Consider the following 21503-nt stretch of genomic DNA (forward strand, 5'->3'; position numbering starts at 1 on the left):
GCGTTACCTAATCGGAATTATATTTAAAGGTTGAGTAAAAGCAGAGCTAGAGTAGAAATCATTTTCCTGCATATTTTCAACTTTTTTTTCTTTATCTTGATTAGCCTCAGCGACCACTTCAGCCATTTCCTTAAATTTATTTTCTACGGTGGAAATTTGCTCATCAAATTGACGAATGATGGCTTCGGCTAGACCAAGCTGATTGGTTGTCGCCAAATGCTGCGCGGTTTGCGCATCATACATATCACGAAACTGGGCTTGCTCTTTGCTAGAAAAGAAGCCATTTTCTGATGACATTTCCTCAGTTGCCGCATGCATGTTTTTTAGCACTAGCTGCAAAAATACCGCTTCAAACTGCTCAGCAGCTTGTTTTAAACCTGCTTTTTCACTCATATTGGCAGTGATTTTCTCTAATTGCTGAGGATCAATTGCCAACGACTGATGTATATCTCGTGAATCAATTTTCATTTTTCACCCTTGGCTATATTTAAATTACTAATAGTTCCGCTTCTAAGGCTCCAGCCTTATCTAGTGCAATTAAAATAGACATCAACTCGCTTGGCGTTGCACCTAAGGCATTTACAGCCTTAACAATTTCATCCAACGAAGTGCCTTCTGGCATGAGTAACATATGATTTTGCTGCTCATTTACATCAACCATACTGGCTTGTAAAGGAAGAGTACGGCCATTAGAAAAAGCTCCAGGTTGAGAGGCTCCCTCTGTTTCTGCGATGGTTATTGTTAAATTCCCATGACTAACGGCTGCACGGTTAACTTTAACTAAGTCATTCATAACAACAGTACCGGTACGGCTATTAACAATAACTCGCGGCTGTTGTAGACCTTGTTCAACCCGAATATCTTGAAGCATTGACATAAATGTATTGCGACTATTAGCGTCAGCAGGAGCACTAACTTGTAGCCGGCCCCAGTTTTCTGCTGATGCTATACCAGGGCCAAATACCTTATTAATCGCCTTAACGATATTTCGTGCTGTTTGGTAATTAGGTTGCTTTAAATTCAACACCACATTGGCTTGTAATTTAAACATATCAGCAGCGTTACGTTCTATAATTGCACCACTAGGAATAATACCTGAAGTTGGAACATTTACGGTCACGGAAGAGCCGTTCTGACCACTAGCATTCATTCCACCTACTACTAAGTTACCTTGTGCGAGTGCATATACTTTTCCATCAACACCTTTTAATGGAGTAAGCATTAAACTGCCACCATGCAAACTTTTAGCATCACCCAATGAGTTAACAGTTACATCGATTGCTTGTCCAGGGTTTGCCATAGCAGGTAACGTGGCATGCACCGCCACCGCAGCAATGTTTTTTGACTTTGGTAAGGCACTTTCATCCATAGTTACACCAAATTGCTTTAACATATTATTTAATGATTGTGCTGAAAATTTAACTTGTGCTTTATCACCTGAGCCAGCTAAACCAACCACCAAACCGTAACCAACCAACTGATTCTCGCGTACTCCTAAGACATCAACCAAATCAAGTAGCGGCCGTGATTTTGCAGCCAAAGTTGGTGCTGAAAAACAACTAATAAACACACATAGTGCGACAATAAAACGATTCATGGAAACCTCAACAGCCACTAAAATGGATTTAAATAGCGGCTAAATAAAGACGTAAACCAGCCAGGGCTTGATGCATCAGCTAAAGTACCATGACCGGTATAACTAATTTGTGCCTCAGCGACGCGTAATGAAGAAATACGGTTTGCTACATCAATATCATCAGGGCGAACTAAACCTTCAATATCAATGTACTCATCACCTTGGTTTAATTGAATTTGTTTGCGACCTTTAATCACTAACGTACCATTTGATAGCACGTGGATCACCCGAACTGTGATTGCGCCACTTAAATAATTTTGCTGACTGGCACTGCTGCTACCATCAAACTCTGTACTTGACCCAATACCAAGGTTAAAATCAGTCACGTTTAAATTCCCAGCAAAAGGGACTGACACATCAACATCAGTATCTTTATCTAAATTTGCATCCGCACTTTTGCTTGACTGAGTACGCTCATTTAGAACTACAGTCAGAATGTCACCAACTCTATAAGCGCGTTTATCTGAGTACAATGAAAACATGTAGCTATCACTGTATAAACTGCCATCTTCATAGTTTAGACCCACTTGATAGGCATCTTTTGCCACTTCATAATCTTCTCTATTAGTGACTTTTTTGATATTTGGGCACTTAGGCTCTCCGTGCACCACGACACATTGCACAAATTGCTCATTACTGGAGCTTGAGCAGCCTGTAAAGAGTAATAACACACAGCATAATCCAAGCAGCTTCAACATAGTCATCACACGTTTTGATTAATAAAACGAAGCATTTCATCAGCGGCTGAAACAACTTTAGCGTTCATTTCATACGCCCGCTGAACAGCAATCATACTGACCATTTCGTCAACCACACTGACGTTAGAACCTTCAATAGTAAATTGCTGTAATGCGCCATAGGCCTCTTCACCAGGTATACCTTCAACGGCCTCACCCGATGCAGCGGTTTCACGATATAAATTACCACCTAGGCTTTCTAAGCCTGCAGGGTTTGCAAAATTTACGGTAAGTAATTGACCTAATTCAACTGGTTCCACATCTTTGCCAACGATTGCTGTTATAGTGCCATCGGTGCCAATGTTAACTTTGGTTGTTCCCTCTGGCAGCGCTATATTTTGTGCCAGCGGTAAGCCATTGCTATTTACCAGTAACGATTCTGAATTTAGCTGAAATTGACCATTACGCGAATACAGTAACTCTCCATCGGGGCTTTCGATTTGAAAAAAACCTTTGCCTGCAATTGCCACGTCAAGTTGGTTATTTGTGGTTTCAAAACTGCCTTCTGTAAACTGCTTTTGAGTACCATTAATTCGCACCCCAGTTCCAACCTGGATACCCGATGGTAATTGATTTAAATCATCAGCTTGGGCTCCTGGTTGCTTTTGCACTTGATAAAATAGGTCTTCAAACACTGCACGGTCTTTTTTAAAGCCTGCAGTACTAACATTCGCCAAGTTGTTTGAAATAGTTGTCATGCGTAAATCCTGTGCAGCCAACCCTGTTTTACTTACCCATAATGCTGAATTCATTTTTTAACCCTTGCTTTAACCACGGCCACTAACGAGCTTGTTACCACTACTTGCTAACTCATCTGCTGCTTTCATCATTTTGATATTCATTTCAAACTGACGGCTAATATTCATCGTTTTAATCATTTCTTGTACTGCATTTACGTTTGAACCTTCAAGTGCACCTGTGCGTAAACGCAGCTGCTCATCTTGTTCAAGCGGTTGCTGGTTTTCAGTCCGTAACAAGCCGTCTTTACCTTTTATTAAAACCTCATCAGTACTTGCCAGCTTGATCCGTGCTTCCTCTGCAATAACACCTCCACCAAGCGGTACTAAATTAATAATGCCATCAGGGCTAATTTCGATTTCACCAAATTCAGGAAGTTGGATGTCACCTGCAATACTTTGTACACGATGACCGTTTACAGTGAGAAAACCATCAGTATCAACTTCTAAATTACCGGCACGGGTATACGCAGGATCACCGTTTTTATCGAGTACTTCTAAATAGCCACCATCACTAAGTGCAACATCGAGATTACGGCCAGTATCCATCATTGGCCCTGCCGACAAGTCCGTAGTGACAGGCATCATTTGCGCTTGATAACGGGTGCGAAAACCACTTCCTGTTACCATCATTGATTGAGCTTGCTCAAGATCGGCTTTAAAGCCAGCGGTACTAACATTTGCTAAATTATTAGCACTCACTCGCAATGCTGTGTTATTTAGCTCAGCGCCAGAAACAGCTGTATATATTAACTTTTCCATTTGCTATTCCTTTACGTATTGCTAAACAGAATTTGCATCATTTCATCAGCACTACTGATAGTTTTTGCATTTGCTTGATAGTTCTGCTGAAAAGACATTAAGCCAACTAACTGCTCACTGATATCAACATTCGATCCCATGTAAGATCCTGATAGTAATTTACCAATGGCACCTGAATCTGGCTCACCAAACAGTGCAGCTCCTGAGTCACTTGTTTCGTACCATACGGTGTTATCGCCTGGCTCAAGACCATTCACATTTGTAAATGATGCAAGTACGACTTGCCCTTGTAATTTGGACTCACCATTAGTAAAGGTGGCATACAACTTACCGTCCTCTGCTACATCAACCCCTGAAAACGAGCCTGATGTATAACCATTGGCATCGTTCTCATACATTGCGAAACTACTACCAAATTGAGTGCTTTTTGCCATATCAAGCGTTAGAGCCATCGGTGCGCCACCACCAGCGGCAGTGAATGCCAAGGTAATTTCACGTAAGTTAAATGGGTCTTCACTGTTATTGTCTAACGTAGGGTCATCGCCAGCTGCAAACGGGCCAAGTGGTGCCATTTGTCCATCAGCATTAAAGTTGACTGTAACGACGCCGGCAGTTACGGTTGCTCCTTCTACAACAACATCTTGGTTGCCTACTGCGCCACTCGCCGCACCTATTTGTGCCGCGGTTAATGGCTCACCATTCACAAAATACATAACCTGCCATTCGTTTTCTGCGGTATGATTAAAGTACTGCGTCATTACATGGCTGTTACCCAGTGAATCAAAAACCTCTGTTGATTGAGAGAAGTTATACTGGCTGCCATCGGTAGGATCAAATGGGTCAGTTGCTGAGTAAGGTATTAGATCACTTGCTGAGCTTAAGTTACCGTTAAAAGCAATTTCATTAGTGGCTTTTGCAGGAATATTAGCTCCTTCGATTTGTAAGTCAGTCAGTACACCAGACAAAATAACAGGTTCACTGCCTTCTTCTACCTCTGATACACCATAGCCTTGCAACTTACTACCATTAGCATTCACAATATTTAAATCAGTATCTAGTCCAAATTGCCCTGCCTGGGTATAAGCAGTACGACCATTTTCTGAAATAGCAAAAAAGCCTTGCCCATCAATAGTAATATCCAGCGCATTACCTGTTCTTACTATTTCACCACCAGTGACAAAGTCTTCTTTAATATTTGAGACTTTAACGCCGCCACGCTGCCCGCCATTGTATACGGCAGCAAACTCAGTATCTGACTTTTTATAACCTGCAGTCGCTGAGTTAGCGATATTATTACTGGTTACTTCTAATCCGGTTTGCGTACTTTTTAGGCCACTTAGACCAATATTTAATATAGACATTGTTATTTCCCTAAAAATTAAGCTAAATGGTTAATTTCACTCAGAGCGAAATTACCTAAACCGTCCACTTGTAATAAGATATCTTGGCTAGACTCCCCCACCGACACTCGTTCAACCTCGCCGCTTAGCCAGGTGTCTAATTGGACTGGTATTCCATCTGTGGTGCTATAAGCGCGCACGGCATAACCACCAGCATCCTGGTTGTCAAACTTAAAGCGTAAAGAACCTACCCCACTGTAAGGTAGGTTCATCTCTTCAACTAATTCACCATCACTATTATAAAGCTGCACAGTAACTGAATCGGCAGGAGTGGATAAATTAACCATGCCATCGATATCACCATCACTTTCTAAAGCCACACTATTTGCTTGAACATCTACAGACTCACCAACCATATTGGTTGCCTCTAAGACCATCATGCTATTCATGTAATCTAAACTGTTACTGGTGTTTTGTTTTATGCTTTGCAGTGACTCTACGTTTGAAAATTCAGCTAACTGGCTTACGTATTCTGTGCCATCCATGGGCTGCAGTGGGTTTTGGTTACTTATTTGTGCAACTAATAATTCTAAAAACATAGTCGACATTTCTTCAGCTGAAGCACCATTTCCGGTAATACTATCTGTTTCGGCCGATGCAGTATTAGCATTTTGATTTAGGGTATTTATATTCATCACCAGTTCCTTATTGACCTAATTTCAAAATGCTTTGTTGCATGCTATTTACACGCCCCATCACTTCAACCGATGTTTGATAACTGCGACTTGCAGACATCATATCCGCCATCTCTTCAAGTACGTTGACATTAGAATAAAAGACGTAGCCATCAGGGTTAGCTAGAGGGTTATTAGGTTCATATCTCTGCTCGACAGTTCGGTTAGACTCCGTCACCCCTAGTGTATTTACTGAAGCCGATACTGATTGTTCGCCCACTGTTGAGGTATACATAGCAGAGAAAACTGGCTTGAGTGCTTTGTAAGCGCCTTCTTCAGATGATGCAGCTGTATCCGCATTAGCTAAATTGGAGGCTATGGTGTCCAAGCGCATTACCTGTGCACGCATTGCGCTACCGCTAATATCGTAAATAGAATTAAAAGACATCTTCAGTCTCCCTTGATTACTTTATGTAAACCACTAATCTTCATATTTAAAAACGTCATGCTAGTTTGAAAGTCCATGCTGTTATTCGAAAATTTAGCTTGTTCGATATTTAACTCAACCGTATTACCATCACTAGAGGCCTGATAAGGCACTCGATACATTAATTGACTTTGTGCAATCCCAGAAAAACCAACATCGCGGCCATGATTAAGACTACTCGCAACACCTTCCATTATTTGCTGATAATTGATATCGCGTGATTTAAATCCCGGAGTATCCACATTCGCCAAATTACTGGCGATAACTTCAGCCCGATCGATTCGTAACTGCATCGAAAACGGATGAACTCCGAGCGCCTTATCAAATAATGCCATTGTTGCCTCTATTAGTAGATTCTTGTATGCTCACCTGCAAAGTTTAAGCATGACGATACAACCTCTTTAACAACCTTTGTGCCAACATTTAAAGGTGAGTACTTTCAATGATTTACCATTCAAGCCATGCGATAAAAAACCAACAAGCGGAAACTAAACTTCCGCACAGGAACACTATTTTTTTCCTCTTATGTTTACTTTTTTGTTTTTTTAATATTGCTCATGCAAAGCAAATTAATTTTGAAACCAGGCTTAAAAACTATTTAGAAAAAGAAATAGGTCGCTATTTAAAGCAATATGGCTCAACAAACCAACGCTATTCCATTGACCTCTTCATACCCAAAGGAAGTCAAGGGTTAAGTTGTGACGCACTCTCTATTTCACGTTCAAAGCCTGCCTCCCCCCCTGCTGGCAGAGTAAGATTATCGGTAAGTTGTGATTCACCCTCATGGCAATTTAGGGCAAGTGCAAAAATAGACCTATGGATGGATTTAATTATTGCCAAGCGTGATTTACAACGAGGAGAAATACTCACCACAGACTTATTAGCTAAACGCCAGCTCAACATAGCTAACTTCCGTCATGGTATGGAACTAAATATTGATCCTTTAATTGGCATGCAAGTACGCCGTGATATAAACAGCGGCGACGTTATTAATCGGCGTTTACTTGAAAAAAGCTATTTAGTTAACCGCGATCAGCATATTGAATTACAAGTAACAACTGATACATTTAGTGCCAGAGTTACTGCGATTTCGCTAGAAGATGGCCAACTTGGGCAACGAGTAAAAGTAAAAAACTTAAGCTCTGGCAAAATTATTGAAGGAAAAGTCATCGCCAAAGGAACAGTTAAAACTTCTCTTTAATTTTTTTAAAAAGTATAAAATAATTTAAGTTCAGTGTTTATTCTGCCGCTTTATATAAGTAATAGTAAAATACAATGAATTACATAGGTAAATTCACCAATGAATATAACTAATAAGCCAAGCGTAGCTGTTGAGCAAAACCAAAAGGTTAATAACTCTTTTGGGCAGTCTGTGCATTCTGAATCTAGCAACCATAAAAAAGCAGCTGAGCAACCGGTTTCTACCCGTAACCAAGTTAGTGCTTTGAGTAAATCAATCGACTCAACGTTTGAAACGCTATCTAGCCAATCAAATGTTGATTTGCAAAAAGTTGCGGAGGTAAAAGCAGCAATTGCTAATGGCTCTTTTAAACTAGACGAAGCAACCCTCGTCGACACGTTGCTTGAGTACCATAAAAAATGACCATTAACAGTATCAAACTTTACATTACTAGCTTACGCCAAGATATTAAAAAGCTTGATGTACTTATCAGCGCACTGGAATCTCAATACGAGTTATTGAACAAACGCGATACTGGATTAGATAAGCACAACATAAAAATGCTTGAGGTACTTAACAGCCTAGAGCAAACCCATGCTCAACGAGATGCATTTTTAATTAGCCTTAGCTTACCTAGTGGCAGTAAAGGTCTTCGTTTACTTTGTAACAAACTACCAGAGCCTGTTAAGAGTATGACTACTGACCTGCTGCAAGAGCTAACAATTAAATCTAAGCACTGTAAAGCGCTAAATGAGCGTTCAGGTAAATTATTAGCCAGTCAACGTCAATTAATGCAGCGATTAACTGGTGTTAAAAATAATAACAGCTACCCCGAAATGAATATTTGATCACGACTCTAAGCTAATTCAAAATGGCTCTATAGACTCATTTTCAACTATACTAATTGGTATTTCATTGTATGAAAATAACGTCTAACTGCACGATGAGGGATTGCATAAACCACTCTTTTAGCTCTGCAATAATTACAGACTAGACTGTAGAATTTCAGCATTTTTTATAACGCTTGAAATATTTCACACCCACAAAAATAACTAAACCACTGAATTATAATGAATATTACTCCCCCCCCTTATATGGTATAGGGATTGCTTCTTTATTATAGAAAGTTAATTCATTAACCAATAAAGGAGTTAATTATGAACAGTGATCGTATCGAAGGTAATTGGAAAGAACTTAAAGGTAAAGCACAACGTAAATGGGGTGACCTTACCGATGACGATTTAGACAAAATCGAAGGTAGCCGTACAGAACTTGTTGGTAAAATCCAACAAAAATACGGCAAATCGAAAGAAGAAGCCGAGCGCGAAGTTAACGACTTTGAAAAAAGTCATTAATTCATAAACGCTTAGTAGCAAAAAACCGCCGTTTGGCGGTTTTTTATTGTGTATCACTAAACTCTCAACTTTAGTGCCGTTATATTACTCCGACTCATAACCCAAATTAGGCGATAACCATCTTTCGGCTTCTGCCAGCGTCATATTTGTTCGCTTAGCATAATCCTCAACCTGATCTTTTTGAATTGCGGCCACCGCGTAATACTTAGCATCAGGGTGTGAGAAGTACCAACCTGAAACTGCTGCGCCTGGCCACATGGCGTATGAGCTGGTGAGCTGCATGCCAATGCGCTTTTCGGTATCAAGTAACTGCCAAATTTTCTTTTTCTCAGTGTGCTCTGGGCAAGCCGGGTAACCAGGTGCTGGGCGAATACCTTGGTAGTTTTCTCGAATAAGCTCATCATTTGATAAGTTTTCATCCGGTGCAAAACCCCAGTACTCTTTGCGCACTTGCTCGTGTAAGTACTCGGCAAATGCTTCTGCAAGTCTATCGGCCACCGCTTTGACCATAATTTTATTATAGTCATCTTGTTTAGCGTCAAAGGCATCGGCTAAGTCGTCTTCTTCAAGGCCACCAGTTACTGCAAATGCACCAAAGTAATCTGGTGTACCTTTTGGCCCGATATAATCGGCTAAACAGTAGTTAGCAAAGTCGGTTTTTTCGGTTTGCTGCCGTAAATGGCACGACGTGGTTAATACCTCAGAGCGGCTTTCGTCGGTGTATATTTCAATGTCGTCGCCAACGCGGTTTGCTGGGAATAAACCAATCACCCCAAGCGGCTGCAAACTGCCTGATTGCTCAAGCTCGTCTAACATGTCGTTAGCGTCTTTAAACAAGCTTTGCGCCTGCTCGCCGACGACTTCATCAGTCATTATGCGTGGGTATTTCCCCGCGATTGACCAAGTCATGAAATAAGGCGTCCAGTCGATGTATTTGCGTAATGTCGCGATTGATACATCTTTAAACTCAGTCACACCTAGTCTTTTCGGCACCGGTGGCGTGTAGTTATCCCAATCAAGTTGGGCTGCGTTATCTCGAGCACGTTGAATAGTCACCGGTTTTGAACGCGGCTTTTTACGCGCTTGTTGCTCGCGCACTTTGACATATTCAGCTTTGGTTTTTTCTAAAAAGGCGGGTTTTAGCTCTTTTGATAACAAGTTTGAAACCACGCCCACTGCACGGCTGGCGTTATTTACATACACCACGCCTTTATCATATTGCGGCTCAATTTTAACCGCAGTATGTGCTTTAGATGTGGTTGCACCACCAATCAATAACGGTAACTCAAAGCCGCGGCGCTTCATTTCTTTAGCAACGTGTACCATTTCATCAAGCGAAGGAGTGATAAGCCCAGATAAGCCGATGATGTCAGCTTTCTCATCAATCGCAGTTTGCAGAATTTTCTCAGCAGGTACCATTACACCTAAATCTATCACTTCGTAGTTGTTGCATTGCAGCACTACGCCAACGATGTTTTTTCCAATGTCGTGTACATCACCTTTAACGGTTGCCATCACCACTTTACCGTTAGTAGCGCCTTCTTCTTTTTCGGCCTCAATGAATGGGTCTAGGTAGGCTACGGCACGCTTCATTACACGGGCAGATTTAACTACTTGTGGTAAAAACATTTTACCCGCGCCAAATAAGTCACCTACCACGTTCATACCATCCATTAATGGCCCTTCGATGACATGAATGGGTTTATCTGCGCTTGCGCGGCATTCTTCGGTGTCTTCATCGATGTATTCGGTAATACCTTTTACAAGCGCATGTTCAAGACGCTTTTCAACAGGCCAACTGCGCCACTCTAAATCTTCAACACGCTCAGCTTGAGCCATACCTGAAAACTTAGGTGCAAGCTCTACTAAGCGCTCACCCGCACCTGAGTCGGTATTTAAAATTACATCTTCAACGGCTTTACGTAGCTCTTCTGGAATATCGTCATAAACGGCAAGTTGCCCTGCGTTGACTATCCCCATATCCATACCTGCTTTTATGGCATGGTATAAAAATACTGAGTGAATCGCTTCACGTACTGGGTTATTACCACGGAACGAGAACGATACGTTTGATACCCCACCCGACACTTTACAATGGGGCAAGTTTTGTTTGATGCGACGCGTGCCTTCAATAAACTCGACCGCGTAGTTATCATGCTCTTCAATACCCGTTGCAACGGCAAAAATATTTGGGTCAAAAATAATGTCTTCAGGCGGAAAGCCTATTTCGTCAACCAAAATACGGTAGCTGCGCTCGCAAATTTCATATTTTCGTTCTGCGGTATCAGCTTGGCCATCGGTATCAAACGCCATTACAACAGCGGCTGCACCAAAGCGTTTAATAATTTTAGCTTGGTGGATAAACGGCTCTTCGCCTTCTTTTAGCGAGATTGAGTTAACAATCGCCTTACCTTGAATGCATTTTAAGCCTGCTTCAATCACTTCCCATTTAGAGGAATCAACCATGATGGGTACTTTTGAAATGTCAGGCTCTGAGGCAATTAAGTTTAAAAACTTCACCATTGCGGCTTTTGAGTCCAACATGGCTTCATCCATGTTGATATCAATTACTTGCGCGCCATTTTCAACTTGTTCGCGGGCAACATTAAGGGCGGTTTCATAGTCTTCTTCCATGATCAATCGCTTGAACATGGCTGAGCCGGTTACATTGGTACGCTCACCGACGTTAGTAAATACTGCTATTTGTTGTGTCATGTCGGTTTCCTAATTTAAGTTACACGCTTCAAGGCCAGATAAGCGCATGCGCACTTCAAGCTCAGGTAATTGGCGAGGTTTAACCGCTTCAAGGCCCTTGGCAAATGCTTTAATATGAGCAGGTGTGGTGCCGCAGCAACCGCCAACAATATTTATAAAACCCGACTTACCCCAATCAATGATTTCAGCAGCCATTTCAGGCGCTTCTAAATCGTATTCACCAAATTCATTAGGTAAGCCTGCGTTAGGGTGAACAGATACAAAGGTTTCGCAAACCCGTGATAATTCTTCTACATATTGGCGTAATAAGTCAGGACCAAGAGCGCAATTTAAACCAATTGAAATAGGCTTAATATGGCGGATTGAATTATAAAATGCTTCGGTGGTTTGCCCTGAAAGTGTACGGCCGGATGCATCGGTAATAGTGCCTGAGATCATTACTGGCAGCTTACGCCCTGCTTGCTCAAATGCTTCTTCAACCGCGAACGACGCGGCTTTTGCATTTAAGGTATCAAAAATAGTCTCAATCAAAATTAAATCAGCGCCGCCTTCCATTAACGCAAGGGTCGATTCAACATAGGCCGTGACTAATTTATCAAAGGTGATATTACGATAACCTGGGTCATTTACATCAGGCGAGATTGAGCAAGTTTTTGACGTTGGCCCAAGTACACCTGCCACATATCGTGGTTTTTCAGGGTTTTTAGCGGTGAACTCATCACAAATACTACGTGCTAATTTTGCTGACTCTAGATTTACTTCACGGCTAATGCTTGCCATGTCGTAATCTTCCATCGAAATGGTGGTCGAGTTAAACGTGTTGGTTTCGATAATATCGGCACCGGCATTTAAAAAGCCACGGTGAATATCAGCAATAATCTTTGGTTGAGTAAGGCTTAATAAGTCATTATTGCCTTTGATTAATACATGCCAGTCTTTAAAACGCTCACCACGGTAATCTTCTTCTTCTAATTTATGCTCTTGGATCATGGTGCCCATAGCGCCGTCGAGGATTAAAATTCGCTGCTTTAGCGCCTCGGTTAGTTCTGCATGTTTATTCACTGTATTACTCGGCATAGTTGTTAGTCCTTACTGCTTGGCTAACGAGATTAATATCATAAGGTGTGGTTTGATACACATAGTAATTTAACCAATTCGAAAATAACAAGAAAGCATGGCTTTGCCAGGTTTTCGACGGCTCGTTATCTGGGTTGTTATCAGGAAAGTAATTTTCAGGCATAGCGGCGTTAGGCTCCTTTGCAAGGTCGCGTTGGTATTCGCCCTTTAATGTGTCGGCATCGTATTCTGGATGACCTGTAATATACACCTGACTCCCCGATTTGTTCTTAAGCAAGTAAGCACCCACTCGCTCAGAGCCTGCCAATACAACTAAATCTTCGCAGGCATTAATTTTTTCAATATCAATGTGGCCAAAACGAGAATGTGGCACCACAAAGGTATCATCAAAACCACGTGTAAGCGCGGCGTGTTCAAAGTAGCAATGATGAGTAAATACGCCACTGAGCTTATTAGGTTTTAATTCGCGCTTTAACCCATAGTGATGAAACAAGCCAGCATGCGCCGCCCAGCACGAAAACAAGGTTGATGTAACATGTTGCTCAGCCCAGTCGAGTATCACTTTGAGCTCATCCCAATAAGCGACATCGTCGTATTCTAAATGCGCAAGCGGTGCGCCAGTTACCAACATAGCATCGTAGTTGTTGTCTTTAACCTCTGAGAAATAACGGTAAAAGGTATCTAAATGCGCTTCTGAGTTACTGCTACTACGGTGAGTGTCTAAGCGTAAAAGCTCAACATTCACTTGCAAGGGGGAATTTGCCAGTAAGCGAATAAACTGTACTTCGGTTTCTACTTTATTCGGCATTAAGTTTAAGATGGCCAGCCGCATCGGGCGAATTTCTTGCGTCTTCGCACGTGTTTTAGGCATTACAAAGACATTTTCTTGGCGCAGTTTTGCAATTGCGGGCAATTCATCTTTCACTGTAATAGGCATTCATTCACTCCAGCATCATTTTAACCAATGGCTAATTATGACCTGTTAGCAGTAAATTTCAACCTCTAGATGTATAGATGTCTAAATGATTTTACTTATATCACCAATTTGCCTAAATCCCCGTGCTCACCTTGCTGATTCGTTGACTGTTTAGCCTTTGAGACTCTACAATAAGCCATCATAATTTTATTTATAATTCGAAGGCTTTTCCCATGGTTTTACCAGATAAGTTTATTTTCTCGATGAGTCGAGTATCTAAGGTTGTGCCACCTAAGCGTACTATCTTAAAAGATATCTCATTGCATTTTTTCCCTGGCGCAAAAATTGGTGTACTTGGCTTAAACGGCTCGGGTAAATCAAGCTTGCTGCGCATAATGGCAGGCGTTGATCAAGAGTTTGAAGGTGAAGCACACCCTCAGCCTGGTATTAAAATCGGTTACTTACCGCAAGAGCCGGTACTCGATGAAAGCAAAACCGTGCGTGAAACCGTTGAAGAAGCGGTTAGTGAAGTTAAAAATGCACTGAACCGCCTTGACGAAGTTTATAACGAATACGCTATGGAAGACGCTGACTTTGACGCGCTAGCCAAAGAGCAAGGTGAGCTAGAAGCCATTATTCAAGCCCATGACGGTCATAATATTGATAACGTATTAGAGCGCGCAGCTGATGCGCTACGTTTACCGCCTTGGGATGCTAAAGTAGAGGTGTTATCAGGGGGTGAGCGTCGTCGTATCGCGATTTGTCGTTTACTACTTGAAAAGCCAGATATGCTTATTCTTGATGAGCCAACTAACCACTTGGATGCCGAGTCAGTTGCATGGCTTGAGCGCTTTTTACATGATTACGAAGGTACCGTTGTGGCAGTAACCCATGACCGTTACTTCCTTGATAATGTAGCGGGTTGGATTCTAGAGCTTGACCGTGGTGAAGGTATCCCATGGGAAGGAAACTACTCGTCATGGCTTGAACAAAAAGATGCGCGTTTACAGCAAGAGCAAAAATCTGAAAAAGCCCGTCAAAAATCAATTGCCCAAGAGCTTGAGTGGGTGCGTTCAAACCCGAAAGGTCGTCAAGCTAAGTCTAAAGCGCGTATGGCGCAGTTTAGTGAGCTACAACACTCTGATTACCAAAAGCGTAACGAAACCAATGAGCTATTTATTCCACCTGGTCCACGTTTAGGCGACCAAGTAATTGAAGTTAAAAACTTGAAGAAGAGCTTTGGTGACCGCGTACTCATTGATGACTTAAACTTCACCATGCCAAAAGGGGCGATTGTCGGCATTATCGGTGCTAATGGTGCGGGTAAATCAACCCTATTTAAAATGCTAAGTGGTGAAGAAAAGCCAGATAGCGGCGATATCACCATTGGTGAAACAGTTGAGCTTGCTACAGTTGATCAGTTCCGTGGCAATATGGACGACAGCAATACGGTTTTCCAAGAAATTTCAGACGGCCAAGATGTATTAAAAATTGGTAACTTTGAATTCCCAAGCCGTGCTTACGTAGGCCGCTTTAACTTTAAAGGCAATGACCAGCAAAAGTTTGTCAAAGATCTATCAGGTGGTGAGCGTAATCGTTTACACCTAGCCAAGCTACTAAAAGCAGGCGGCAATGTCATCTTACTGGATGAGCCAACCAATGACTTGGACGTTGAAACATTACGCGCCCTTGAGAACGCTATTTTAGAGTTTCCGGGTAATGTTATGTGTATTTCACATGACCGCTGGTTCTTAGACCGTATCGCTACGCACATTCTTGATTACCGTGATGAAGGCCAAATTAACTTCTTCGATGGTAACTACACAGAATACGAAGAGTGGCTTAAAAAGACCTTAGGTGCTGAAGCTGCGCAACCTAAGCGTATTAAATACAAGAAAATTGGTTAGGTTCTAGGTTCTAGGTTCTAGGTTCTAGGTTCTAGGTTCTAGGTTCTAGGTTCTAAACATATTTTAAGCCCTGCATTTATGCGGGGCTTTTTATTTTGGATTAATATTCAAACTTCTAGAAGATTGTTGACTATAATACGAGCTAATGCTGCAAATTCAAGGCACTGCTCTTATGGATAATCGTCGTCAATATACTCGCGTGTTATTTTCTACTCCCGCAACACTTTTACTAAACGAGCAACTGTATAATTGTGAGTTACTTGATGTATCCCTCAATGGTGTATTGATTAGCCACCCCAATGGTTTAAAAGCTGATAAACATCAATCGGCTGAACTTGCCTTTACCTTGCCTGATAGCCACGTAAACATTGTTATGGCGGTTGAGATTAGTCATATTGAACCCTTACATTTTGGCTTGCATTGTACTCATATAGATATTGATAGCATTACCCATTTAAAACGTTTAGTAGAGCTTAATTTAGGTAATGACGAGTTATTACATCGTGAACTCGCAAAGCTTATTCACGCACCACAAAAATAGACTATCTGCTGTAACTTGATTACCATGACTTAAAATAGCAGATAAACGCAGTTATGACTCTAAACCCACACTTACCTTTGATTTACCACCCTAATTACTCATTTAGCTTTGATCCTAAACACCGCTTTGTTATGAGTAAATTTGCTAACTTATACCAGCACGTAAAACAATTAGGTCTAGTTAATCACAACTTAACTCAACCAAGACTCGGTAACCCAGATGATCTTGAACTGGTCCACTGCGCAAATTATTTAGACGACTTATGGCATAATAACCTAGAAGAAAAAGCCCTAAGACGCATCGGCCTGCCTTGGTCAGAGCCATTAATAGCTCGAACCTTTACTGCACCACTCGGTACACTCGAAACAGCACGCCTAGCGCTTAAACATGGCCTCGCCTGCCACTTAGCGGGCGGGACTCATCATGCACATACAGACTTTGGTTCAGGGTTTTGTATGGTGAACGACCTTGCCTTTACAGCGCAAACCCTTATACAAAACCGTGAATTGACCAACGTACTGATCTTTGATCTCGACGTACACCAAGGTGATGGCACAGCAGCAATGCTTGCTCACCAGCCCTATGCCTATACTTGTTCAATACACTGTGAAAAGAACTTCCCATTTAGAAAATCCCCCAGCGATTTAGACATCGGCCTTGCAAATAATATGCAAGATGATGAATACCTTGGTGTTGTAGATGACACACTGCAATTTTTGCTTAGTGAGCTTAACCCTGACTTAGTATTGTATGATGCAGGTGTTGATATATGGCAAGAAGATGGTTTAGGCAAACTCGATATCACTTGGCAAGGCATTGAAAAACGAGATAACTTGGTGCTAAAGCGTTGTTTACAGCACAGTACACCTGTCGCAACAGTGATTGGTGGTGGTTATGACCGAGACCATTTGCGTCTTGCTCAGCGCCATGCCATTGTAGTCGAGCAAGCAGCACGTTTTTAAATAGCGCTAGTACAAACTTAAGCTACACTTTAAGCTTATAAATTAATTGAGGTTATTATGCGGTTTTTATTTTCCATTTTATTGGTAGGGCTAACAACTGTAGCGTATTGCGAAGAAGAAGCTAAAGAATTACCGCCTATAAACCCAGCTTATAATGCTGAGCATGCCATGGCTCTGGTGAATCAAGGTTCACGTATCTTTGCTGTTAATATACCTAGTTACAAGCAGCCGCATGACGTACAAGTAGTTTATAAGATTGATAACCCTGATGTTGCTTTTTTAAATGTAGTAAGAGGTGCTGAGCTTATTACCATTAAGACTAAACCATTTAATATTCAACGTTTAATGCGTGGTGAAGAAATAACAATAACCGCTGATATTTATAACGGCGATTACCGCCGCGATGGCACCTTAGTGTATGAAAACCGCACCATAGAAATGAGTGAACTACTCTATGCCCGTGAACTGGATGATTTAGCTGAGTCATCGCAGTGGCAAGAATATGATTTAATTACCTTAAAAGAAAATGAGCGTATTTATATTCATAAAATAAGTCAGGCCCCAAGCTATAATCACCTTATTTTTGTTGATCTAGCCAACGCATGCTTACAGAAGTTTCGCACTTCCAAACGTGTACCAAAAGAAAGCGAACTCACGTATAAATTTATCAATTGCGGCACTTTAAAACCACTGTATTTTGATAGTGAAGATTTAAAGTAAAGTCATCAGGTTTTATACTCAATTGGTTACCCTTTTGCTTGAAGCACTGCTTATACAACTTTGTCATAAGCTGTAGATAGCATTCCAATTTGAGCAGGTAAAATCAATATTGCTGAATTAATCGACTTGGGTGAGATAGTATGAAATCAAGCTTAGATGATAGAAGTCTTAAGTGGCCGGAAATAAAAACAGCTCAAGTTTTAATAAACTTGAGCCGCCTTTGACAACATCTTCACACACAATTATAAAGATTCGGTTTTAAGTGTAATCTGTACACTTTAAATTCATTGATGAAAACTTAATTCATCTAACTGCGTGGCGGTTAAAATAAAAAGCAACTCAAGCCAAGTTAATCCCTAACTTGAGTCGTCTTTTTGACAACATCTTCACACACAATTATAAAGATTCGGTTTTAAGTGTAATCTGTACACTTTAAATTCATTGATGAAAACTTAATTCATCTAACTGCATGGCGATTAAAATAAAAAGCAACTCAAGCCAAGTTAATCCCTAACTTGAGTCGTCTTTTTGACAACATCTTCACACACAATTATAAAGATTCAGTTTTAAGTGCAATCTGTACACTTTAAATTCATTGATGAAAGCTTAGTTCATCTAACTGCGTGGCGATTAAAATAAAAAGCAACTCAAGCCAAGTTATTCCCTAACTTGAGTCGTCTTTTTGACAACATCTTCACACACAATTATAAAGATTCAGTTTTAAGTGCAATCTGTACACTTTAAATTCATTGATGAAAGCTTAGTTCATCTAACTGCGTGGCGGTTAAAATAAAAAGCAACTCAAGCCAAGTTAACCCCTAACTTGAGTCGTCTTTTTGACAACATCTTCACACACAATTATAAAGATTCTTTTCTTAGCCTTTAGGCTGCAAACTCATGACATTTATAACTTGGCTTAGTAGCCGAAATAAGCAGTAACCTTTTTTGGTTAGCCATGTTGTTTGCTTGAATATAAATTTAGAGTAATAGCTCTGTGGTGACAACTGATAAAAATAAACTCAATAGATGAAAAAAATTAACTCATGCTATTTTAGCCCAAAGAGCTATAAGTAGAGCTGATATACACATTAATTTAAGAGATAAGATTTAATTAAATTTCATTAAAAATCAGATAGATAAACAACAAAACCAATTTAATAAGAAAGCAGTTAAGAAAAGTAACTTCAAGAAAATAATTTTATTCCCAACAATTTATTTAATTTTTGAGAATAAAATATTCAAAAGATAACAGAGCGAAAGAATTTACAAAGTTAACATTTTATTATCAAGACCAATGTTTACACTTACTTGTTTTACCTATACCAGGATTAAAAGAATTGGTTGGATCAAGCTCTTTATAAAATGCTCTTAAAGCATCTTTAGCTAAATATTCATGACCTACATTATGCTCAGCAGGATATTCTGCACCACGCTCATCAAAGGTTTGTAAGATTTTATTTTTCACAGCCTTTGCATCAACGCCTTTTTTCATAATGTAGTTTTGATGCATAACATGACAAAATAAATGCCCGTAATAAAGTTTCACTTCTATTTGATCATCTAACTCTTTTGGTAGTTGCTCAAACCACTCTTTTTCATTACGGGGGAATGCTACATCTATGGTCATCACATCACCAAGCTCTTTAGCGCGCATTGCATGCATACGCCCAATAGCGCCGCCAGCTACAAAGCGATGTAAAATTGCTTTTTCACCTTCATCTTTAGTGCATTCAAAATAACTGCCTTCGTTCTCTTTGAAAAACTTATCAAAGTAAGCTTTCGCTTCGTCTACACCATCACCACTCATTTCAACTATCCAATGGTGTTCATATTTATCACGAAAGCTTTCCATTCTTCTAGGTAAGTGATTTGGCCATAAATAACTCAAATACTGCATAACGCGCTCTGAGAACTTAGCGGGTAAGAAAGATAGTTTATCAGCAATACGATCAACACTTCTCTTCATAGCGAACATTTTAGGAATGAACTTTGAACCAAGTTTATCAATCACTAAAAACGTATCTTTGCCGTACTTTTTACATGCATCATAGCATTCTCTATGTATGTACTCGCCTGACACGGGCAGCGTTTCAAATGATGACAACATATCTCGACGAATTTGCGCTAAAACGTTAGCGTCATTAGTACCAAGGTAAAATACTTGATACTTTTCAGGAATAGGAAAGGTATCCATGCGCACAGCAAAAACAGCTAACTTCCCTGCACAGCCAGAAGCTTGATATAAGCGCCGTCCATCATTATTGAATCGTGATGGTGTATTTGCATCAACATCTCTAACGCGCTCGTGATACTCGTTATCAGATGCACGCAGCTTACCGTACTCAATGTCAGTTTCGGTATAATTTTTATTCTGTAAATTAGTCAAAATATCTTCTGGTGTATCACCTAGGTGTATACCTAAATTGTTTACTAAAGATAAGTTACCCTGTTCATCTATTTGTGCAAATAAAGACAGTTCTGTATAAGCAGGACCCCGTTGCACCAACGCTCCACCTGAATTATTGCACACCCCCCCTACTATAGATGCACCAATACATGAAGAACCAATCACTGAATGCGGTTCACGCCCATACTCTTTCAATACATCTTCAAGACCAAATAATGTAGCGCCAGCTAAACCTACAATTTGTTTTGCACTATCAATTAATTGGATATCACTGATACGCATGGTATTGATCACAACAATAGGGCGATCATAATCATTGCCATCAGGTGTAGACCCTCCTGTTAGGCCTGTATTTGCAGCTTGCATTATCACAATCACATCGCTTGCAACGCACGCCTTTAATGCCTGCCACACTTGAACCAAGGTAGCGGGTCTTATCACTGCTAATGCTGATCCAGCACCAAACCGAAATCCTTTACAATACGGCTGCATTTTCGAGTTATCAGTAAGGATAAACTTACTCCCAACAATCGTGTTTAACTCTAGAATTAATGAAGTATGTGCTGAGCTGCTAGTCATGACTGTTCCTGATAAAGTTATTATGTGTATTGGCGGACAATATACTATCAAATATGATGTTGTTCGCTATATAGAAACTGAATTAACATTCAATAACTATGTTTATTTAAAATATTCTGCCAGATAAGAACAATTTATTCTAGCGTAAGAAAATAAGATTTTTTCACTTACGTTTGCGTTTTCTTGTAGAGAGTGCGAGTTTGCGAGCTTTAAATCGGGGCTGAAGCCTCCTCCTACAATAACTTTGACAGCGCGCAACACGTTAAGCCCTACGCTTTACTCTCACTAACTCCCTTACTATTCCACTTTCCTGTAAACGTAAAAAAGCCCGACTCTTTCGAATCGGGCTTTCTCAATTTGGAGCCATGGTGCGCTACGCAGTAGGATGACGTAGTGCCCACAGCGGTAGAGAGCCACATAACAAATGCGACACTCTCATTGGTCGGGGCTCGCCTTCGAGCTGTTTCATTTCACTACTGAGTTCGATATGGGGTCTGGCTACGAACTTTATTACCCGTGGGTTTCATGATATTCAACCCACACTACGGTGTTCAGGTTGACGCAGTGCGGCTCGCTAGCTTTATGCTCGCTTACTATTTCACTTTCCTGTAAACGTAAAAAAGCCCGACTCTTTCGAATCGGGCTTTCTCTTATTTGGAGCCTGGCGATGACCTACTTTCACATAACAAATGCTACACTATCATCGGCGCTGTTTCGTTTCACTACTGAGTTCGGCATGGGATCAGGTGGGTCCAAAACGCTATTGTCACC

General features: G+C 40.8%; 21 protein-coding genes and 1 rRNA gene. 8 read left to right on the forward strand and 14 right to left on the reverse strand.

Annotated elements, in window-relative coordinates; translation table 11 throughout:
* Positions 1-3 precede the first annotated feature (3 nt).
* From NQT69_RS05620 to flgB, 9 genes are read right to left on the reverse strand one after another with little or no spacing between them, the layout of a single operon-like run.
* Positions 4-468 carry a rod-binding protein gene (locus NQT69_RS05620; protein ID WP_256826684.1) on the reverse strand — a complete coding sequence of 155 codons (465 nt, stop codon included), beginning with the start codon at positions 466-468 and terminating at the stop codon, positions 4-6.
* A 19-nt stretch (positions 469-487) separates the two neighbouring features.
* Positions 488-1597 (reverse strand): flagellar basal body P-ring protein FlgI, encoded by a 1110-nt coding sequence (locus tag NQT69_RS05625; protein WP_256826685.1) that lies wholly within the window; start codon positions 1595-1597, stop codon positions 488-490.
* Between the two features lie 17 nt (positions 1598-1614).
* Complete coding sequence (locus NQT69_RS05630) at positions 1615-2307, reverse strand: flagellar basal body L-ring protein FlgH (RefSeq protein WP_256826686.1); 693 nt, start codon at positions 2305-2307, stop codon at positions 1615-1617.
* A gap of 32 nt (positions 2308-2339) precedes the next feature.
* Entirely contained in the window at positions 2340-3125 is a 786-nt protein-coding gene (flgG, locus tag NQT69_RS05635) for a flagellar basal-body rod protein FlgG (RefSeq protein WP_256826687.1), read from the reverse strand.
* 15 nt (positions 3126-3140) lie between these two features.
* Complete coding sequence (locus tag NQT69_RS05640; RefSeq protein ID WP_256826688.1) at positions 3141-3872, reverse strand: flagellar basal body rod protein FlgF; 732 nt, start codon at positions 3870-3872, stop codon at positions 3141-3143.
* Between the two features lie 11 nt (positions 3873-3883).
* The gene (locus NQT69_RS05645) at positions 3884-5233 is read right to left on the reverse strand and encodes a flagellar hook protein FlgE (protein WP_256826689.1); all 1350 of its coding nucleotides are present in this window, start codon (positions 5231-5233) and stop codon (positions 3884-3886) included.
* 17 nt (positions 5234-5250) lie between these two features.
* Positions 5251-5907, reverse strand: a complete 657-nt coding sequence (locus NQT69_RS05650) for a flagellar hook assembly protein FlgD (RefSeq protein ID WP_256826690.1) — start codon at positions 5905-5907, stop codon at positions 5251-5253.
* Between the two features lie 10 nt (positions 5908-5917).
* Positions 5918-6334: a flagellar basal body rod protein FlgC gene (flgC, locus tag NQT69_RS05655; protein ID WP_256826691.1), complete on the reverse strand. Its 417-nt coding sequence runs from the start codon at positions 6332-6334 to the stop codon at positions 5918-5920.
* A 2-nt stretch (positions 6335-6336) separates the two neighbouring features.
* A complete protein-coding gene (gene flgB, locus NQT69_RS05660) occupies positions 6337-6708 on the reverse strand; it encodes a flagellar basal body rod protein FlgB (RefSeq protein WP_256826692.1) in 372 nt (123 codons plus the stop codon).
* Positions 6709-6815: 107 nt separating this feature from the next.
* Here flgB and flgA point away from each other — a divergent pair, with 107 nt between their 5' ends.
* The 4 genes from flgA (at position 6816) to NQT69_RS05680 (ending at position 8908) form a co-directional block, all read left to right on the forward strand.
* The gene (flgA, locus tag NQT69_RS05665) at positions 6816-7574 is read left to right on the forward strand and encodes a flagellar basal body P-ring formation chaperone FlgA (protein WP_256826693.1); all 759 of its coding nucleotides are present in this window, start codon (positions 6816-6818) and stop codon (positions 7572-7574) included.
* A 99-nt stretch (positions 7575-7673) separates the two neighbouring features.
* Positions 7674-7976 (forward strand): flagellar biosynthesis anti-sigma factor FlgM, encoded by a 303-nt coding sequence (gene flgM, locus NQT69_RS05670; RefSeq protein WP_256826694.1) that lies wholly within the window; start codon positions 7674-7676, stop codon positions 7974-7976.
* Entirely contained in the window at positions 7973-8401 is a 429-nt protein-coding gene (gene flgN / locus NQT69_RS05675; protein ID WP_256826695.1) for a flagellar export chaperone FlgN, read from the forward strand. The genes flgM and flgN overlap by 4 nt, the downstream gene beginning before the upstream one ends.
* 309 nt (positions 8402-8710) lie before the next feature.
* The gene (locus NQT69_RS05680; RefSeq protein WP_256826696.1) at positions 8711-8908 is read left to right on the forward strand and encodes a CsbD family protein; all 198 of its coding nucleotides are present in this window, start codon (positions 8711-8713) and stop codon (positions 8906-8908) included.
* An 84-nt stretch (positions 8909-8992) separates the two neighbouring features.
* Here NQT69_RS05680 and metH read toward each other — a convergent pair whose 3' ends face one another.
* From metH to NQT69_RS05695, 3 genes are read right to left on the reverse strand one after another with little or no spacing between them, the layout of a single operon-like run.
* Positions 8993-11623, reverse strand: a complete 2631-nt coding sequence (gene metH, locus NQT69_RS05685) for a methionine synthase (protein ID WP_256826697.1) — start codon at positions 11621-11623, stop codon at positions 8993-8995.
* Between the two features lie 9 nt (positions 11624-11632).
* Positions 11633-12700, reverse strand: a complete 1068-nt coding sequence (locus tag NQT69_RS05690) for a homocysteine S-methyltransferase family protein (protein WP_256826698.1) — start codon at positions 12698-12700, stop codon at positions 11633-11635.
* Entirely contained in the window at positions 12690-13637 is a 948-nt protein-coding gene (locus NQT69_RS05695) for a homoserine O-succinyltransferase (protein ID WP_256826699.1), read from the reverse strand. Before NQT69_RS05695 ends, NQT69_RS05690 begins: the two co-directional genes overlap by 11 nt.
* Before the next feature lie 212 nt (positions 13638-13849).
* On the opposite strand from NQT69_RS05695, the gene ettA reads away from it, so the two are divergent.
* The 4 genes from ettA to NQT69_RS05715 all read left to right on the forward strand — a co-directional run bounded on the left by ettA (position 13850) and on the right by NQT69_RS05715 (position 17746).
* Complete coding sequence (gene ettA / locus NQT69_RS05700; protein ID WP_256826700.1) at positions 13850-15523, forward strand: energy-dependent translational throttle protein EttA; 1674 nt, start codon at positions 13850-13852, stop codon at positions 15521-15523.
* A gap of 172 nt (positions 15524-15695) precedes the next feature.
* Positions 15696-16064, forward strand: a complete 369-nt coding sequence (locus tag NQT69_RS05705; RefSeq protein WP_256826701.1) for a PilZ domain-containing protein — start codon at positions 15696-15698, stop codon at positions 16062-16064.
* A gap of 53 nt (positions 16065-16117) precedes the next feature.
* A complete protein-coding gene (locus NQT69_RS05710; RefSeq protein ID WP_256826702.1) occupies positions 16118-17026 on the forward strand; it encodes a histone deacetylase family protein in 909 nt (302 codons plus the stop codon).
* Between the two features lie 57 nt (positions 17027-17083).
* Entirely contained in the window at positions 17084-17746 is a 663-nt protein-coding gene (locus NQT69_RS05715; RefSeq protein ID WP_256826703.1) for a hypothetical protein, read from the forward strand.
* A gap of 1285 nt (positions 17747-19031) precedes the next feature.
* Here NQT69_RS05715 and dld read toward each other — a convergent pair.
* Both dld and rrf read right to left on the reverse strand, forming a co-directional pair.
* Positions 19032-20732, reverse strand: a complete 1701-nt coding sequence (dld, locus tag NQT69_RS05720) for a D-lactate dehydrogenase (RefSeq protein WP_256826704.1) — start codon at positions 20730-20732, stop codon at positions 19032-19034.
* 659 nt (positions 20733-21391) lie between these two features.
* A 5S ribosomal RNA gene (gene rrf / locus NQT69_RS05725) occupies positions 21392-21503 on the reverse strand; the annotation flags it as partial.

The sequence above is a fragment of the Pseudoalteromonas shioyasakiensis genome (genome assembly GCF_024518675.1).
Lineage (GTDB): Bacteria > Pseudomonadota > Gammaproteobacteria > Enterobacterales > Alteromonadaceae > Pseudoalteromonas > Pseudoalteromonas shioyasakiensis_B.

Bases quoted from the DNA above. Each gene is read 5' to 3' on its own strand.
- flgG (WP_256826687.1), bottom strand. From the start codon at position 3,125: ATGAATTCAGCATTATGGGTAAGTAAAACAGGGTTGGCTGCACAGGAT.
- NQT69_RS05715 (WP_256826703.1), top strand. From the start codon at position 17,084: ATGCGGTTTTTATTTTCCATTTTATTGGTAGGGCTAACAACTGTAGCG.
- flgC (WP_256826691.1), bottom strand. From the start codon at position 6,334: ATGTCTTTTAATTCTATTTACGATATTAGCGGTAGCGCAATGCGTGCA.
- flgN (WP_256826695.1), top strand. From the start codon at position 7,973: ATGACCATTAACAGTATCAAACTTTACATTACTAGCTTACGCCAAGAT.
- NQT69_RS05645 (WP_256826689.1), bottom strand. From the start codon at position 5,233: ATGTCTATATTAAATATTGGTCTAAGTGGCCTAAAAAGTACGCAAACC.
- NQT69_RS05650 (WP_256826690.1), bottom strand. From the start codon at position 5,907: ATGAATATAAATACCCTAAATCAAAATGCTAATACTGCATCGGCCGAA.
- NQT69_RS05640 (WP_256826688.1), bottom strand. From the start codon at position 3,872: ATGGAAAAGTTAATATATACAGCTGTTTCTGGCGCTGAGCTAAATAAC.
- metH (WP_256826697.1), bottom strand. From the start codon at position 11,623: ATGACACAACAAATAGCAGTATTTACTAACGTCGGTGAGCGTACCAAT.
- NQT69_RS05710 (WP_256826702.1), top strand. From the start codon at position 16,118: ATGACTCTAAACCCACACTTACCTTTGATTTACCACCCTAATTACTCA.
- flgB (WP_256826692.1), bottom strand. From the start codon at position 6,708: ATGGCATTATTTGATAAGGCGCTCGGAGTTCATCCGTTTTCGATGCAG.
- NQT69_RS05690 (WP_256826698.1), bottom strand. From the start codon at position 12,700: ATGCCGAGTAATACAGTGAATAAACATGCAGAACTAACCGAGGCGCTA.
- NQT69_RS05705 (WP_256826701.1), top strand. From the start codon at position 15,696: ATGGATAATCGTCGTCAATATACTCGCGTGTTATTTTCTACTCCCGCA.
- flgA (WP_256826693.1), top strand. From the start codon at position 6,816: ATGATTTACCATTCAAGCCATGCGATAAAAAACCAACAAGCGGAAACT.
- NQT69_RS05620 (WP_256826684.1), bottom strand. From the start codon at position 468: ATGAAAATTGATTCACGAGATATACATCAGTCGTTGGCAATTGATCCT.
- NQT69_RS05680 (WP_256826696.1), top strand. From the start codon at position 8,711: ATGAACAGTGATCGTATCGAAGGTAATTGGAAAGAACTTAAAGGTAAA.
- NQT69_RS05695 (WP_256826699.1), bottom strand. From the start codon at position 13,637: ATGCCTATTACAGTGAAAGATGAATTGCCCGCAATTGCAAAACTGCGC.
- flgM (WP_256826694.1), top strand. From the start codon at position 7,674: ATGAATATAACTAATAAGCCAAGCGTAGCTGTTGAGCAAAACCAAAAG.
- ettA (WP_256826700.1), top strand. From the start codon at position 13,850: ATGGTTTTACCAGATAAGTTTATTTTCTCGATGAGTCGAGTATCTAAG.
- NQT69_RS05625 (WP_256826685.1), bottom strand. From the start codon at position 1,597: ATGAATCGTTTTATTGTCGCACTATGTGTGTTTATTAGTTGTTTTTCA.
- dld (WP_256826704.1), bottom strand. From the start codon at position 20,732: ATGACTAGCAGCTCAGCACATACTTCATTAATTCTAGAGTTAAACACG.